Genomic DNA, 15,816 nt, shown 5'->3' on the forward strand with positions numbered 1-15,816 from the left:
CGTGATTGAGATCAGTGGATTAAGGAGGATCGTTAGCTGTGAATGATCGGTGATCCTATGGCTTATAAGCTGGGATCTAAATGGCATGTTATGCACAGGACAAAAAGCGACCTAAGGTTGTTATTGGGATAACTACTGCTTTTACCCTGCTTTTAAGCATAGTTATCCACAATCGTTCGGGTGATCTTTGAACAAATTAGAGTAAATTAATCCAGTTTTTCACCCATTCCTCTGCCGGATCCTCAGGAATTTCGTGTTCAGTCACGTCGATCTCGAGCCGATCGCCGATCCTTTTCGCCCCGCGAGCGATCAGAAGATCGTCGATCCGTTGGATCGCACCACAGAAAGTGTCGTATTCAGAGCTGCCCAAACCGACTGCGCCGAACTGCACCTGGGATAAGTCAGGAAGCTGTTCTTCTATTTGTTCCAGCAGCGGTTGCAGGTTATCCGGTAAATCGCCGGCGCCGTGGGTAGAAGACACCACCAGCCAGCGCCCGGACAGGGTCAGTTCATCCAATTCAGGGCCGTGCAGGGTTTCGGTCGTAAAACCCGCCGCTTCCAGTTTTTCAGCCAAGTGCTCGGCTACGTACTCGGCGCTGCCAAGCGTACTGCCACTGATCAGAGTAATGTCTGCCATGAAATGAATGATCCCAGCCTTCTCAAAGTGGCAGCATTGTACGCTGTGAATCGGCTGGGATCTACCTGTGGATAATATGGGTATAGTAATTAATTGGCTAGGGCGTGATGGTACGCATAATGGGGTTCTGCAGCGAGATCAGCGTTTCGGTGGACTGGATCTCGTCAATGGTCTGGATCTTGTTGATAAGTACCTGTTGCAACGCATCTATTGAGCGGCACATCACTTTGATAAACACGCTGTAGTGGCCGGTAGTGTAGTAAGCCTCGACCACTTCCTCGAGGCTTTCGAGCTTTTTCAGCGCAGAAGGGTAGTCTTTAGCACTCTTTAATATAATGCCGATAAAGCAGCAGACGTCGTAGCCCAGGCGTTTAGGATTCACGTCTACCCGCGCTCCGGTAATGATGCCGGCCTGCTTCATCTTCTCTACCCGCACATGAATGGTACCGGGGCTGACGGCGAAGTTCTTGGCCAGCTCGGCGTAAGGCGTGCGCGCATTCTCCATCAAAGCGTTAAGAATGCCGCGATCGAGATTATCGATCTGATAATTTTCAGCCATTTAATCCCCCACTAATTGCTGATTGTTGAATTATTACCGCATCAAAATGAACGATTAAAAGTGAAAAGGCAATATTGATTAACGGATATTGAATTGCGATGCCGTTCTGTTGCTTAATCGTTGGCAACAGAGACAGGTTTATAAGAGATACGGCAATGAAAAAACAGTTTATTCAAAAACAACAACAAATCAGCCTGGTTAAATCCTTCTTCTCACGCCAGCTGGAACAGCAGCTTGGCCTGATCGAAGTGCAGGCGCCGATCCTCAGCCGTCTGGGTGACGGTACCCAGGATAACCTGTCAGGCAGTGAGAAAGCGGTACAGGTAAAGGTCAAAACCCTGCCGGAAGCCACCTTCGAAGTGGTGCACTCACTGGCGAAATGGAAACGTAAAACGTTGGGTAGCTACGATTTTGGCGCCGGTGAAGGCCTGTATACCCATATGAAAGCGCTGCGTCCTGATGAAGATCGTCTGAGCGCGATCCATTCAGTCTACGTCGATCAATGGGACTGGGAGCGGGTGATGGGCGATGGCGAGCGCAGCCTGGATTACCTGAAAAGCACCGTGAGCAGCATTTATGCGGCGATTAAGGCCACCGAAGTTGAAGTGAGCCGCGAATATGGTTTAACGCCGTTCCTGCCGGAGCAGATTCATTTTGTGCACAGCGAAACCCTGCTGCAACGCTACCCAGAACTGGATGCCAAAGGCCGTGAGCGGGCGATCGCCAAAGAACTGGGCGCGGTATTTCTGATCGGGATCGGCGGTAAGCTGTCACACGGCAAATCACACGATGTTCGTGCACCGGATTATGATGACTGGACGACACCGGCGGCAGAAGGACTGGCCGGTTTGAACGGTGATATTCTGGTCTGGAACCCGGTATTGCAGGACGCCTTCGAGCTTTCGTCCATGGGCATTCGCGTTGACGCCAGTGCGCTGAAGCGCCAGTTGGCACAAACCGGCGATGAAGATCGTCTGGCACTGGAGTGGCATCAGTCGCTGCTGCGTGGCGACATGCCGCAAACCATCGGTGGCGGTATCGGCCAGTCGCGCCTGGTGATGCTGTTGCTGCAACTGTCGCACATTGGTCAGGTGCAGTGCGGCGTGTGGTCACCGCAAGTGCGTGACGAGGTCGAAGGGCTTCTGTAACAATCAGCGCCGCCAGCGGCGCATCAAGCGGCTTTTCAACCCGGTATCAAAGCGCCAGATATGATCGAAGATGCGCATGATGCCGGGTTTACCATAGCTGGACATCGCCACCGCGTGAAAGCGCTGCTGGTGATTCTGCTGCTGCTGTTTGACCTTCTTTATGACCTCTTCCGGCAACCGCTGGGCAATAAAGTCAGAAATGATCACCGCATCGGCATCAAACCAGCCGCTCTCCGCCATTTTACTCACCGTCGCGTTCAGGCAGGCTGCCAGATCGGTGCCGCCGCGAAACTGCTGGCCGAGAAAACGCACGGCCTGTTCAATACCGCTGGCGGCTGTAAGCTCGTAATGCACTATCTGGTTGGCGAACAGCATGATGTAACAGCGGCGGTTATCCGCCAGCGCAATGCGCAACAGCGCAAGACAAAACGCCTTGGCGCACTGTTCATTGAAACCGCCCATGGAGCCTGAAGTATCGACACAGACGATAAACGGGCCACGCGGCTGCTGATCCTGCTGCTGGTGGGTGACCTGCCGGATCGTTATCTGTTCCTGCCAGACGTCGCCCTGCAGGCGGTAGCTCAATAACTGTTTTTCCAGCAGGCGCCGGTAAAACTCAAATTCCAATTCTTCGATACCCAGCGTGACCAACTCAGGCGGCAGCAGGCGCAGAATATCGTCGCTCTGATGAATGCCGCTGACCTCTTCCGGCAGCGTGGCGGGCACCTGCACCATGACGCGAAAGGGTTCCGGTAAAGCATCCTGTTGCTGTACCGCTTTGGCCTGATAGCTGCGCCCAAGCTGCTGAGCCAGTTTTTTCAGCTCCGGCTGTTGCTGCAGGAAATTGCCATATTCCACCAGCCGCTGATAATCGCCGCGCTGAAGATGGCCTTTGCTCATGTCCCACAGCCGCCCGGCGGCGGTATCGTTTTCCGACAGCAGCGGTTCCAGCGCTCCACTCAGTGCCAGACGCTCCTGCAGCTCCGCCATCAGCTGTTCGCGTTCCTGTTCCAGCAACTGGTGATGCATCATGGTGGCCTGCAGCGTCAGGCTGATACGCCAACGTTGCAGAAACAGGGTCTGGAAACTGTCGTCCAGTGGATGATTGGGCAGATCGGCGGCGTCCACCAGCGAACGGGCCTGCTCATAGAAAGGAGAAACCAGCTGGCGCAGCAGGTCCAGAGTGTCATTGAGGTTATGAAAGAACTGGGTATTGTTCTCTAACTGGCACTGTTGATAGCGGTAAAATTCTTGCGCCAGCGCAGGCGGCACCATGGCTTCATGCAGACGCTGTTTCAGCTGCAGCTTCCAGCGCGGCAGGTCGCGATCCAGTGCCCGGCGGATCGCCGGAAACTTCTTGAAGAAAATCGACAGCTGCGGAGCAGCCAGCATGCCGATGATCATCTCCTCGATCAGTTCACCTTCGGTGATCGCCAGCAGCAGATCGAGCGTTTCCAGGCTGAGCATGCTTACTGACCGCGCATCTGCTGGTGCTGCTGTTTGATTTGTTCCGCCACCTGCAACAGGCTGGCCTCAATTTTTGCCAGCCTCGCGGCCGGGGTAAACAGGCAGGGCTGATGCTGACTGAACAACCGGCGCTGCTCCGCCAGCCGCTGAGCCAACTGGTCCATTTCGTCGAGCATCGTCTGAGGCGTTCCCCCGGTCTTTATCCCTGGCAGGGCCAGTAGCGAAGGCTGACGGCTGACGTCCAGCACCGTCAGATGTAGCTTTTCGTCCACTTCCAGATCGATCTGCTGGGCAAAGCCGATGCCGTTCAGTTTGGCGCGCACGTCGCCGCCTTTTTGCAGCCAGTTTTCCAGCACGCTGTTTTCGATACTCAGATGGTTGACCTGAATATCATGCAGCTGCAGCGGCTTTTGCAGCAACAGCGTCAGGGAGCCGGTGCCGAGCGGCGTAGCCAGGGCAAACTGCGGCTTTCGGCTGAACATGCCGCCTTTTTTCACCAGTGTGATCGCCTGGCTGTCGCTCTGCTGTTGTTGGTGCTGCAGCCAGCGGGTGTGGATCTGTTGCAGCTGGATCAGCAGCGTTTGCTGTTGGTAGGCTGACTCGTTCAGCAACTGTTCTACTTGCTGCTGCAGCAGTTTCAGCGAGGTGAGATCGTGCCACAGGCAGTCTTTCAGCAGCAGCAGGTCGATCGGGGCCACGGCGTCGCGACCACTGAAAAAGGCGCAGGCCTGCAACAGACGCAATGCCTTTTTCCATCGGCGATCGGAAACGTAAGGGGCATGATCCAGCGCATCCAGCCGCTGACGCAGTTGGAATATCAGTTCGAAGCAGCTTTCAGGCAGCTTGATTTTGTCGATCTGCGATTGCCACTGATGATACTCCTCGTCGGTGATGCTCAGGGCTTCAGGCACCGGGTTTTCATTCTCGTTCTGGCGGCTGACCAGCAACGAGCGAAAGTTCTGTTTGTCCTGCACTTTGTCCAGCCACAGGCGTATCAGCATGCGGTCGTACAGCGCTTCCAGGCTGCTGTCGGCTTCCGGCAATTCGTTGGAGGCCGTGACCAACAGCCGCAGGGGGATCGGCTCCTCCGCGTTGCCGTTGCGGAAGCGACGTTCGTTGATCGCGGTCAGCAGGGTGTTGAGGATTGCCGGGCCGGCTTTCCAGATTTCATCCAGAAACACGATTTCCGCTTCAGGCAGATAGCCGGCGGTCAGGCGCTGATAGCGGCCTTCGTCTTTTAACGCCTGGATGGATAATGGGCCGAACACCTCTTCTGGCGTCGAGAAGCGCGTCATCAGGTATTCAAAGGAGCGCGCATGGCGAAAGGCGAATTTTAACCGTCGTGCAATCAGGCTTTTGGCAATGCCCGGTGGACCAAGCAGGAACACGCTTTCACCGCTGAGCGCCGCCAGCAGACACAGGCGAATGGCGTCCTGCCGTTCATAAAGACCGCTCTCCAGCGCGCTGCTGAGGCGGGAAATCCGTTCTGCAAGAAGTGATGATGGCGCCATATTATTGTCGTGTTGTCCGAGAGTTAGCCAATCTTGGTGGATAATCCGATGATAAACCACCATTATTTTTAATGGTATAGCTTGTTGATTAGTAAAATTTTTCTATTATCAAAAGAGCGGCCGGTTCACATTTTGTTTATTTTTTGGGTCTGATATAAGAGTAGGCAAGCAGTATAAATCGTGCATACTGTGCGCCTTTTAGTGGGCGTAACGGATCTTAGAGCCCGTATCTCTGGCTGATGCGGATGCATCGCTAACGGATGTTCTAATAAAGAAACGAATTATGAGCACAGAGCATAAACAGTCCTTATCGGCGGTAACCCTGGCGGCAATTGGGGTGGTTTACGGTGATATCGGCACCAGCCCTCTCTATACTCTCAGAGAGTGTTTCTCCGGCCATTACGGCTTCGATGTTCGTCCAGACGTGGTTTTCGGCTTCCTGTCGCTGATTTTCTGGATGCTGATCATCATTGTTTCCCTCAAATACCTCACCTATGTCATGCGGGCAGATAACGCCGGCGAAGGCGGGATCCTGACGCTGATGTCGTTGGCCGGGCGTCATACTTCAGCGCGCACTACCGCAGTATTGGTGATACTGGGCCTGATTGGCGGCAGCTTCTTCTATGGCGAGGTGGTGATCACCCCGGCGATATCGGTGATGTCCGCGATAGAAGGGTTGGAAATCGCCGCTCCGTCGCTCGATGGCTATATCGTTCCTCTGTCGATTCTGGTGCTGACGCTGCTGTTCGCCATCCAGAAACACGGTACCGGCAGCGTCGGTAAGCTCTTTGCACCGGTGATGCTGCTGTGGTTTATCGTTCTGGCGGTGCTGGGGGCGCGCAGCATTATGGCTAACCCGGAAGTGTTGCAGGCGTTGAACCCGAAATGGGCGCTGAACTTCTTTATTGAATATAAGAAGGTTTCGTTCTTTGCGCTGGGTGCGGTGGTGCTGTCGATTACCGGCGTTGAAGCGTTGTACGCCGATATGGGCCACTTCGGCAAATTCCCTATTCGCCTGGCCTGGTTCACCGTGGTGTTGCCTTCGCTGGTACTGAACTATTTTGGCCAGGGCGCTCTGCTGCTGAAAAACCCGGAGGCGATCAAGAACCCGTTCTTCCTGTTGGCACCGGACTGGGCGCTGATCCCGTTATTAATTCTGGCGACGCTGGCCACGGTTATCGCCTCACAGGCGGTGATCTCCGGCGTGTTCTCCCTGACCCGCCAGGCGGTGCGCCTGGGGTATCTGTCGCCGATGCGCATCATCCACACTTCTGAAATGGAATCCGGCCAAATCTACATTCCGGTGATCAACTGGACGCTGTATATCGCGGTGGTGCTGGTGATTGTCGGTTTCGAACACTCCAGTAATCTGGCGGCGGCCTACGGCATCGCCGTGACCGGCACCATGGTGCTGACCAGTATTCTGGTGACGTCGGTGGCGATTAAAAACTGGCACTGGAATCGCTTCTTCGCCGTCGGCATTCTGGTTGTCCTGCTGATTATCGACATCCCGATGTTCTCCGCCAACGCCCTGAAGCTGTTCTCGGGCGGTTGGCTGCCGCTGATGTTGGCGCTGGTGATGTTCATCATCATGACCACCTGGAAGAGCGAACGTTTCCGCCTGCTGCGCCGCATGCACGAGCACGGCAATTCTCTGGAGGCGATGATCGCCTCGCTGGAAAAATCGCCGCCGGTGCGGGTGCCTGGCACCGCCGTCTTTATGTCACGCGCCATCAACGTGATCCCTTTTGCGTTGCTGCATAACCTAAAGCACAACAAGGTGCTGCACGAACGAGTGGTGTTGTTGACGTTGCGTACTGAGGATGCACCTTACGTTCACAACGTGCGGCGAGTCACCATCGAACAGCTGTCACCGACCTTCTGGCGGGTGGTGGCCAGCTATGGCTGGCGCGAAACGCCGAACGTTGAAGAAGTGTTCCACCGCTGCGGGCTGGAAGGGCTGCCGTGCCGGATGACGGAAACCTCATTCTTTATGTCGCACGAATCGTTGATCCTGACGAAACGGCCGTGGTACCTGTTCCTGCGCGGCAAGCTGTTTATAGCATTGAGTCGCAATGCGCTACGTGCGCCGGACCAGTTTGAGATCCCGCCCAATAGGGTGATCGAGCTGGGAACCCAGGTCGAGATTTAACGCCCATCAAGGGCTCAGCAACCGCTGGGCCCTTTCTGTTTATGTTCTCGGTAACACGAGCGAAACGTTTCGATGACGATCACACTTCTGCATTATCCCGGTTGCCTTCTACTGACGTTTTTTTAAACTCCAGACACAAGCGAAACGTTTCGCTGGCGGAATGAGAAGAACAAGATGAAAAAAGGCGTGTTGCTGAATGCTGATGTCTCTGCCGTGGTTTCCCGTCTCGGTCATACCGATCAGATAGCTATCGGCGATGCCGGGCTGCCTATTCCGGCGGCCACACAGCGTATCGATTTGGCGCTGACCCAGGGGGTGCCGACTTTTCTACAGGTACTAGAGGTAGTGACGCAGGAGATGCAGGTCGAAAGCGCCATTCTGGCGGAAGAGATCGTTAAGCAAAATCCGCAGCTTCATAGCGCGTTATTGGCTCAGCTGACCGAACTTGGCCAACGCCAGGGGAAGAGCATCAGCCTGAGCTATATCAGCCACCAGGCTTTTAAAGCACAAACGGAACACTGCCGTGCGGTGATCCGCAGCGGGGAATGTTCGCCCTACGCGAACGTGATCCTTTGCGCTGGCGTAACTTTCTGAGGCATCTATGCAACCTTTACTGCAACTGAAAGGGATCGATAAAGCCTTTCCCGGCGTGAAGGCGCTTTCCGGCGCTGCGCTCAGCGTGTACCCGGGCAAGGTGATGGCGCTGGTGGGGGAAAACGGCGCCGGAAAATCCACCATGATGAAGGTGCTGACCGGCATTTATAACAAAGACGCCGGCAGTCAGTACTTTCTCGGTAAAGAGGTGGCGTTTAACGGCCCAAAGGATTCGCAGGAAGCGGGCATCGGCATCATCCATCAGGAACTGAACCTGATCCCGCAATTGACGATTGCGGAGAACATCTTCCTCGGGCGTGAGTTCGTTAACCGTATCGGCCGCATCGACTGGAAGCGCATGTATGCCGAAGCAGACAAACTGCTCGCGCGACTGAACCTGAGTTACAGCAGCCACCGGCTGGTGGGGGAGCTGTCGATCGGCGATCAGCAAATGGTGGAAATCGCCAAGGTGCTGAGCTTCGAATCGAAAGTCATCATTATGGATGAGCCGACGGATGCGTTGACCGATACCGAGACCGCCTCTTTATTTAAAGTGATCAATGAATTGAAGGCCGAAGGGCGAGGGATTGTTTACATCTCCCACCGGCTGAAAGAGATTTTTGAAGTTTGCGATGACGTCACGGTGTTTCGTGACGGGCAGTTTATCGCCGAGCGTCCGGTCAGCGAGCTGCAGGAAGATTCACTGATAGAAATGATGGTCGGCCGCAAGCTGGAAGAACAATACCCGCGCCTCAATCAGCCGCGCGGTGAAAAACGTCTGGAGGTCAGCCAGGTTTCCGGCCCGGGCGTGCATGACGTCAGCTTTACGCTGTACCGTGGCGAAATTCTTGGCGTCGCCGGGCTGATGGGCGCCGGGCGAACCGAGCTGATGAAAATTCTCTACGGGGCCGCACCACGCAAGGCCGGTACGGTCAGCCTTGATGGGCGTCAGGTGGTCACTCATTCGCCACAGGATGGCCTGGCGAACGGCATTGTGTATATCTCCGAAGACCGCAAGCGCGATGGTCTGGTGTTGGGGATGTCGGTGAAGGAAAACATGTCGTTGACCGCACTGCGTTATTTCAGCCGTGCCGGCGGCAGCCTGAAACAGGCCGAAGAACAGCAGGCCGTGGGCGATTTTATCCGCTTGTTCAATATCAAAACGCCGTCGATGGAGCAGCCGATAGGCCTGCTTTCCGGCGGCAATCAGCAAAAAGTGGCAATCGCCCGCGGTTTGATGACGCGGCCAAAGGTGTTGATCCTCGATGAGCCGACTCGCGGTGTCGACGTCGGCGCTAAAAAAGAGATCTATCAGTTAATTAACCAGTTCAAGCAGGAAGGTCTGAGCATCATTCTGGTGTCGTCGGAAATGCCGGAGGTGATGGGCATGAGCGACCGCATTCTGGTGATGCACGAAGGACACCTCAGCGGCGAGTTCCCTATTGAACAGGCCACCCAGGAAGCGTTGATGGCTGCGGCCGTTGGCAAGCAATACGGCGTAAAGCAGGAGTAATCAGATATGAGTTCCCAGAGTGTGGCAAAGCGCTGGTTCAGTAAAGAGTGGCTGTTAGAGCAAAAATCACTGATTGCTCTGCTGGTGCTGATCGCCGTGGTCTCTTCAATGAGCCCGAATTTCTTCACCCTAAATAACCTGTTCAATATTCTGCAGCAAACCTCGGTTAACGCCATTATGGCGGTGGGGATGACGCTGGTGATCCTCACTTCCGGTATCGATTTGTCGGTGGGATCGCTACTGGCGTTGACCGGTGCGGTAGCGGCATCGATCGTGGGCTTTGAAGTCAACGCGGTGGTGGCCGTGGCGGCGGCACTGGCATTGGGGGCCGCGGTCGGCGCCTGTACCGGGGTGATCGTTGCCAAGGGCAAGGTGCAGGCATTTATCGCGACGCTGGTGATGATGCTGCTGTTGCGCGGGGTCACCATGGTGTACACCAACGGCAGCCCGGTGAACACCGGCTTTACCGACGTGGCCGATACGTTCGGCTGGTTCGGCATCGGCCGCCCGCTGGGCGTACCAACCCCCATCTGGATCATGGCGATCGTCTTTATCGCCGCTTGGTACATGCTGCATCATACCCGCCTGGGCCGCTATATTTATGCCCTGGGCGGCAACGAGGCGGCGACCCGCCTGTCCGGCATCAGCGTCGATAAAGTGAAGATTATCGTTTATTCGCTTTGCGGTTTGTTGGCGGCGTTGGCGGGCGTGATCGAAGTGGCACGCCTGTCTTCCGCACAGCCGACCGCCGGGACCGGTTATGAGTTGGACGCCATTGCCGCCGTCGTGCTGGGCGGTACCAGCCTGGCCGGTGGCAAGGGCCGCATCGTTGGCACCTTGATCGGGGCGCTGATCCTTGGCTTCCTGAACAACGGATTGAATTTACTGGGTGTTTCTTCTTACTACCAAATGATCGTGAAGGCAGTGGTGATACTGCTGGCGGTTCTGGTAGAGAACAAAAGCAACAAATAACCTCCCCCTACAGGAATCACGATGATGAAAATGAAAAAACTGGCAATTTTGGCTTCAGCCTTCGCACTGAGCGCCACCCTGAGCGCTAACGCGCTGGCGAAAGACACCATTGCGCTGGTGGTTTCCACGCTGAACAACCCGTTCTTTGTCTCAATGAAAGAGGGGGCGCAGCAGGAAGCCAACAAGCTGGGTTACAACCTGGTGGTGTTGGATTCGCAGAATAACCCGGCGAAAGAGCTGGCTAACGTGCAGGATCTGATGGTGCAGGCACCTAAACTGCTGCTGATTAACCCAACCGATTCCGATGCGGTCGGCAACGCCATCAAGATGGCCAATCAGGCCAAAATCCCGGTCATCACGTTGGACCGCGTGGCAAGCAAGGGCGAAGTGGTCAGCCATATCGCTTCGGATAACCGCGTTGGCGGCAAAATGGCCGGCGATTTCATTGCCAAAAAAGTGGGTGCAGACGCTAAAGTGATCCAGTTGGAAGGGATTGCCGGTACCTCCGCGGCCCGTGAGCGTGGCGAAGGCTTTAAACAGTCGCTGGATCAGAATAAATTCAAACTGTTGGCCAGCCAGCCGGCGGATTTCGATCGTACCAAAGGCCTGAACGTGATGCAGAACCTGCTGACCGCTCACCCGGATGTGCAGGCGGTGTTTGCCCAGAACGATGAAATGGCGCTGGGTGCCCTGCGTGCGCTGCAAACCGCCGGTAAAACCGACGTGGTCGTGGTAGGCTTCGACGGCACCGCCGACGGCGTGAAAGCGGTCGAAGGTGGCAAGCTGGCGGCAACCGTCGCGCAGCGTCCGGATCAGATCGGCGTGATCGGCGTAGAAACGGCCGATAAAGTGCTGAAAGGCGAGAAAGTGTCGGCTACCATTCCGGTGGATTTGAAACTGGTCACCCAATAAGTCATATCAGCGCCATCAAAACGGGGCGTTTATGATGGCGCGCAATTCAGGAATCAATGCGATGGCAACAGGTAAGCTGGTGGTTCTGGGCAGCATCAATGCCGACCATATCCTTAATATCGAGCAGTTTCCCCGTCCGGGCGAAACGGTGATCGGGAAGCAGTATAAAGTGGCGTTTGGCGGCAAAGGCGCAAACCAGGCGGTGGCGGCTGGGCGCAGCGGTGCAGATATCGCTTTTATCGCCTGCGTGGGTGCTGATGACATCGGCGAACGTGTGCGTCAGCAACTGGCGAGCGATCGCATTGATACTCAACCGATAGAAGCCATTGCCGACAGCACCACGGGCGTTGCGCTGATTTTCGTTAATGCGGAAGGCGAGAACGTAATCGGCATCGATGCCGGTGCCAATGCTGCCGTAACCCCCGACTATCTGGCCCGTTATCAACAAAAGATTATCGATGCCGAGGCGCTGCTGATGCAACTCGAATCCCCGTTGGATACCGTTATTGCCGCAGCCCAACTGGCGAAACAGCACCAGACTCAGGTGATCCTCAACCCGGCGCCGGCCCGCGAGCTACCGGACGAGCTACTGGCGACTGTCGATATGATTACGCCAAACGAAACCGAAGCTCAGCGCCTGACCGGTATTGCGGTCAATGACGATAATGATGCCGCGCGTGCCGCTCAGGCGTTGCACGATAAAGGTATCGCAACGGTGATCATCACCCTTGGTAGCCGTGGCGTGTGGCTGAGTGAGAACGGCAACGGCAAACTGGTGCCCGGTTTCAAGGTTAAAGCGGTCGATACCATCGCCGCCGGTGATACCTTCAACGGGGCGCTGGTCACGGCGTTGCTGGAAGGCAAAATCATGGCGGATGCGGTGCGTTTTGCTCATGCGGCGGCGGCAATTGCGGTGACCCGTCCTGGCGCCCAACCTTCTGTGCCCTGGCGCGAAGAGATTGACGCCTTCTTGCAGCAGCAGGAGTAATCCCCTTGGCCACCATGAAAGATGTCGCCCGCCTGGCGGGCGTTTCAACCTCGACGGTTTCGCACGTCATTAATAACAATCGCTTTGTCAGCGACAGCGTGCGAGCCAAAATCATGGCGGCCGTAGAACAACTGAACTATGCGCCCTCCGCCCTGGCGCGCAGCCTCAAACTGAATCAGACCAGAACCATCGGCATGCTGGTTACCTCCAGCAACAACCCCTTCTATGCCGAGGTGGTGCGCGGCGTCGAGCGCAGTTGCTATGAGCGCGGCTACAGCTTGATCCTGTGCAATACCGAAGAAGATGCCGCGCGCATGAATCGCAACATGGAAACGCTGCTGCAAAAACGTGTCGATGGCCTGCTGTTAATGTGTACCGAAAACCATCGGCCATCGCAGGATGCGCTGAGTCGCTATCCGTCTCTACCAATAGTGATGATGGACTGGGCGCCGTTCGAAGGGGCTAACGACATCATCCAGGACAACTCTTTGTTGGGTGGTGAGATGGCGACCGATCATCTGATCGCTCGCGGGTATCGCAAAATCGCCTGCATCGCTGGCCCACAGGATAAAACCACTGCACGCCATCGACTGGAAGGCTACCGCAGCGCCATGCAGCGTGCTGGGCTGGCGATCCTGCCGGGGTATGAGGTGCACTGCGATTTTGAATTTGAAGGCGGTGTCATCGCCATGAAACAGCTGTTGGCCTTGGCTGAGCCACCCCACGCGGTGTTCGCCGGCAACGACGCGGTCGCGGTGGGGGCTTACCAGGCGTTGTATCAGGCTGGGTTATCGGTACCGCAGGACATGGCGGTGATGGGTTACGATGATATCGAACTGGCCAAATACCTTGCGCCACCGCTAAGTACTATCCATCAACCGAAAGATTCGCTGGGCGAGTTGGCGATCGATGCGCTGATCAATCGCCTGCAGAACCCGGAGCGTGAAGCTCAGGTTCTGGTACTGACCCCTGAGCTGGTGGAACGTGCCTCGGTCGGTCGCCGCTAGCTGCTGGCCTTGGCTTCTTTCTTGCTGTCACGGCCGCTGATCAGGTTGCGACCATCCTTCCTTTTTAACAGCATGAACACAAACGCCGACGCCAGGGTGACAATCCCCATGGTAATAAAGGTGTAGTGGAAGTGATCGACCATGGTGCCGAGCGACATAGACTCATAGAAACGCAGCACCGCCGCGCTGATCGCCACGCCGAAGCTGATGGAAAGCTGCTGAGTGACCGCCAGCACGCTGTTGCCGGAACTGGCATTGGCATCGTTTAAGTCCGCCAGGCTGATGGTATTCATGGCGGTGAATTGCGTAGACATCGCCATCCCCAGCACGAACAGCGGCAGGATCATCAACCATAGCGGCATTCCCGGGCTTTGTAATGCAAACTGGGCGATCAGCACGCCGATAATCAACGTGATGCCAACCAGCGTTTTGCGATAGCCGAACCAGCGCAGCACTTGAGTCACGGTGGATTTCGCCATCAGTGAGCCGACGGCCGTCGGTGCCATCATGCAGCCCGCAATAATCGCCGAATAACCGAAACCGACCTGCAGCATCAGCGGCATCAGAAACGGCACGCAGCCGGTGCCCAGACGCGAGGCTACATTGCCGGCAATGCCCACCGAGAAGGTTCGGGTCTGGAATAAATCCAAACCAATCAGCGGCTGAGGGTGTCTGCGGGCGTGAGCGATATAGCCGAACAGCATCACCACGCCGCTGAGCAGAATACCCAGTGAGATATAGCTGGCCAGCACCTGTTCCCCGAACAGCTCAAGCCCGGTAGAAACCAGCACCAGGCTCAGGCCAAACAGCATAAAGCCGAGGAAATCGAAGCGACGCTTGGGGGTGGTGAAGTCTGGCATGTATTTACGTGCATAAAAGATGCCGAGCAGGCCAATCGGGATGTTGATCAGAAAAATCCAGTGCCAGGTGGCGTAGGTGACCAGCCATCCCCCCAGCATCGGCCCCATGATCGGCCCAACCAATCCTGGCATGGTCACGAAGTTCAGTACCGGCAACAGCTCGCTGCGCGGGTAGGCGCGCAGCAGGGCCAAACGTGCCACCGGCATCATCATCGCACCCCCGACGCCCTGAATGACACGTGAGGTTACCAGCACGCTTAGCGTTGGGGAAAGCGCGCACAGCAGCGAACCGAGAGTAAATAGCGAAACCGCAAAGATAAACACCCGCCGGGTACCGAAACGGTCTGCCAGCCAGCCACTGACCGGGATCAGCATGGCAACCGTCAAGGTATAGCTGATCACGGCTGATTGCATCGCCAGTGGCGAACGCTCCAGACTTTGCGCTATTGCAGGCAACGCAGTGTTGAGGATAGTGGCGTCCAACGCCTGCATAAAGAACGCCATTGCGGCGATCCAGGGGAGCCCTGCCATACTGCGCGCGGATTTAGTCATTTTGATTCCCGGTTAACTGTCGTATTCGTCCCTTCATTGTTCTTCTATATATATAAGTAGGGCATGAGTTAGTCTTTCTCTCTGAGCAACACCTGGCAGGCAGCTAGTGCCCCTGCACCGTCGCCGGCGAGTATCGCATCGACAATGGCCTGATGGTTCTGGAGCTTAATTACTTCGTTACCGGTGATGGCGCGGAAGTAACTTTGATACACCGAACTGAACAGGTTGGCGAATGAGGTTAGAAACGGATTACCGCTGGCCTCATAGATAAGCTGGTGGAACTGGGTATCGACCTGGATCCAGTGCTCGCGGTCGAAGTGAACATGCAGTGCCCGCATCTCCGCCATTAGTTCAGCCAGCCGTGTGGTTTGCTGATTACTGGCGTTAACCGCCGCCAGCGAACAGGCCTGGGGCTCCAGCGAGGTGCGCAGGATAAGAAAGTGCTGCATCACCTGATCGAAGTTCTCTTTGGTCATCCACCAGGTCAACAAATCCTGATCGAGAAAGTTCCACTGGCTTTGCGGCATGACCCGGGTGCCGATGCGCGGACGGGGGAGCAGCATGCCTTTGGCGGCCAGCATCTTCACCGCTTCACGTACCGCGGTGCGGCTAACGCCAAATTGTTCCCCTAGTTCCATCTCTCCGGGCAGGATACTGCCGGCCTGATAATCGCCTGCCAGAATTTGTTGGCCGAGCTTTTCTGCAAGTAGATAAGAAAGATTGCGTTGGGCGGCCTGTTGTTGAGCATTAAATTGCATGGCTGCGAGTCCTTACTGACATTGTTACTCTTATTTTACTCTACGGATCGCCAGCTTTTGTCGCTGATTTCCGGAAAAAGTGACGAAAACGCTGGCTTGTGCAGCGTTTTGTCGAAAAATACCGCGCTTGAAAAGTTTTTTGCATTTAGGGGTTGCGGCCTTCTGAGAACTCCCTATAATGCGCCT

Annotated in this window: 14 protein-coding genes; 8 read left to right on the top strand and 6 right to left on the bottom strand. The window is 55.8% G+C overall.

The window, feature by feature from the left end; translation table 11 throughout:
- Positions 1-196: 196 nt before the first annotated feature.
- Both mioC and asnC read right to left on the bottom strand, forming a co-directional pair.
- Positions 197-637, bottom strand: a complete 441-nt coding sequence (gene mioC, locus H5P17_RS13235; protein WP_012147574.1) for an FMN-binding protein MioC — start codon at positions 635-637, stop codon at positions 197-199.
- 97 nt (positions 638-734) lie between these two features.
- Entirely contained in the window at positions 735-1,196 is a 462-nt protein-coding gene (gene asnC / locus H5P17_RS13240; protein WP_004950461.1) for a transcriptional regulator AsnC, read from the bottom strand.
- Positions 1,197-1,351: 155 nt separating this feature from the next.
- Between asnC and asnA the strand changes: the two genes are divergently transcribed.
- Positions 1,352-2,344 carry an aspartate--ammonia ligase gene (gene asnA, locus H5P17_RS13245; protein ID WP_182823397.1) on the top strand — a complete coding sequence of 331 codons (993 nt, stop codon included), beginning with the start codon at positions 1,352-1,354 and terminating at the stop codon, positions 2,342-2,344.
- A 3-nt stretch (positions 2,345-2,347) separates the two neighbouring features.
- Here the strand turns inward: asnA and viaA are convergent, their stop codons facing one another.
- Complete coding sequence (gene viaA / locus H5P17_RS13250) at positions 2,348-3,811, bottom strand: ATPase RavA stimulator ViaA (protein ID WP_046374847.1); 1,464 nt, start codon at positions 3,809-3,811, stop codon at positions 2,348-2,350.
- Positions 3,812-3,813: 2 nt separating this feature from the next.
- Positions 3,814-5,322 carry an ATPase RavA gene (gene ravA, locus H5P17_RS13255; protein ID WP_156033877.1) on the bottom strand — a complete coding sequence of 503 codons (1,509 nt, stop codon included), beginning with the start codon at positions 5,320-5,322 and terminating at the stop codon, positions 3,814-3,816.
- 283 nt (positions 5,323-5,605) lie between these two features.
- Between ravA and kup the strand changes: the two genes are divergently transcribed.
- From kup to rbsR, 7 genes are all read left to right on the top strand, one after another.
- The gene (gene kup, locus H5P17_RS13260; RefSeq protein WP_182823398.1) at positions 5,606-7,474 is read left to right on the top strand and encodes a low affinity potassium transporter Kup; all 1,869 of its coding nucleotides are present in this window, start codon (positions 5,606-5,608) and stop codon (positions 7,472-7,474) included.
- 174 nt (positions 7,475-7,648) lie between these two features.
- Positions 7,649-8,068, top strand: a complete 420-nt coding sequence (gene rbsD, locus H5P17_RS13265; RefSeq protein ID WP_020837697.1) for a D-ribose pyranase — start codon at positions 7,649-7,651, stop codon at positions 8,066-8,068.
- Positions 8,069-8,075: 7 nt separating this feature from the next.
- On the top strand, positions 8,076-9,581 hold the full coding sequence (gene rbsA, locus H5P17_RS13270; RefSeq protein WP_044554274.1) for a ribose ABC transporter ATP-binding protein RbsA: 1,506 nt from the start codon (positions 8,076-8,078) through the stop codon (positions 9,579-9,581).
- 6 nt (positions 9,582-9,587) lie between these two features.
- On the top strand, positions 9,588-10,553 hold the full coding sequence (rbsC, locus tag H5P17_RS13275) for a ribose ABC transporter permease (RefSeq protein ID WP_020837695.1): 966 nt from the start codon (positions 9,588-9,590) through the stop codon (positions 10,551-10,553).
- A gap of 24 nt (positions 10,554-10,577) precedes the next feature.
- On the top strand, positions 10,578-11,465 hold the full coding sequence (gene rbsB / locus H5P17_RS13280; RefSeq protein WP_041415747.1) for a ribose ABC transporter substrate-binding protein RbsB: 888 nt from the start codon (positions 10,578-10,580) through the stop codon (positions 11,463-11,465).
- Between the two features lie 61 nt (positions 11,466-11,526).
- Positions 11,527-12,453: a ribokinase gene (gene rbsK / locus H5P17_RS13285; protein WP_182823400.1), complete on the top strand. Its 927-nt coding sequence runs from the start codon at positions 11,527-11,529 to the stop codon at positions 12,451-12,453.
- Between the two features lie 5 nt (positions 12,454-12,458).
- A complete protein-coding gene (rbsR, locus tag H5P17_RS13290; RefSeq protein ID WP_044554272.1) occupies positions 12,459-13,460 on the top strand; it encodes a ribose operon transcriptional repressor RbsR in 1,002 nt (333 codons plus the stop codon).
- On the opposite strand, the gene mdtD is transcribed toward rbsR, so the two are convergent.
- Together mdtD and H5P17_RS13300 are read right to left on the bottom strand one after the other, a co-directional pair.
- Positions 13,457-14,872, bottom strand: coding sequence for a multidrug transporter subunit MdtD (mdtD, locus tag H5P17_RS13295; protein ID WP_182823402.1), 1,416 nt, complete (start codon positions 14,870-14,872; stop codon positions 13,457-13,459). The two genes, rbsR and mdtD, sit on opposite strands and share 4 nt — an antisense overlap.
- Positions 14,873-14,940: 68 nt before the next feature.
- Entirely contained in the window at positions 14,941-15,630 is a 690-nt protein-coding gene (locus H5P17_RS13300) for a FadR/GntR family transcriptional regulator (protein WP_044554270.1), read from the bottom strand.
- Positions 15,631-15,816 lie beyond the last annotated feature (186 nt).

It is taken from the genome of Serratia sp. OS31, from assembly GCF_014164835.1.
GTDB lineage: Bacteria > Pseudomonadota > Gammaproteobacteria > Enterobacterales > Enterobacteriaceae > Serratia > Serratia liquefaciens_A.

Excerpts from the sequence above, each read along its gene's own strand:
- mioC (WP_012147574.1), bottom strand. The coding sequence starts at position 637 with ATGGCAGACATTACTCTGATCAGTGGCAGTACGCTTGGCAGCGCCGAG.
- asnC (WP_004950461.1), bottom strand. The coding sequence starts at position 1,196 with ATGGCTGAAAATTATCAGATCGATAATCTCGATCGCGGCATTCTTAAC.
- asnA (WP_182823397.1), top strand. The coding sequence starts at position 1,352 with ATGAAAAAACAGTTTATTCAAAAACAACAACAAATCAGCCTGGTTAAA.
- viaA (WP_046374847.1), bottom strand. The coding sequence starts at position 3,811 with ATGCTCAGCCTGGAAACGCTCGATCTGCTGCTGGCGATCACCGAAGGT.
- ravA (WP_156033877.1), bottom strand. The coding sequence starts at position 5,322 with ATGGCGCCATCATCACTTCTTGCAGAACGGATTTCCCGCCTCAGCAGC.
- kup (WP_182823398.1), top strand. The coding sequence starts at position 5,606 with ATGAGCACAGAGCATAAACAGTCCTTATCGGCGGTAACCCTGGCGGCA.
- rbsD (WP_020837697.1), top strand. The coding sequence starts at position 7,649 with ATGAAAAAAGGCGTGTTGCTGAATGCTGATGTCTCTGCCGTGGTTTCC.
- rbsA (WP_044554274.1), top strand. The coding sequence starts at position 8,076 with ATGCAACCTTTACTGCAACTGAAAGGGATCGATAAAGCCTTTCCCGGC.
- rbsC (WP_020837695.1), top strand. The coding sequence starts at position 9,588 with ATGAGTTCCCAGAGTGTGGCAAAGCGCTGGTTCAGTAAAGAGTGGCTG.
- rbsB (WP_041415747.1), top strand. The coding sequence starts at position 10,578 with ATGAAAATGAAAAAACTGGCAATTTTGGCTTCAGCCTTCGCACTGAGC.
- rbsK (WP_182823400.1), top strand. The coding sequence starts at position 11,527 with ATGGCAACAGGTAAGCTGGTGGTTCTGGGCAGCATCAATGCCGACCAT.
- mdtD (WP_182823402.1), bottom strand. The coding sequence starts at position 14,872 with ATGACTAAATCCGCGCGCAGTATGGCAGGGCTCCCCTGGATCGCCGCA.
- H5P17_RS13300 (WP_044554270.1), bottom strand. The coding sequence starts at position 15,630 with ATGCAATTTAATGCTCAACAACAGGCCGCCCAACGCAATCTTTCTTAT.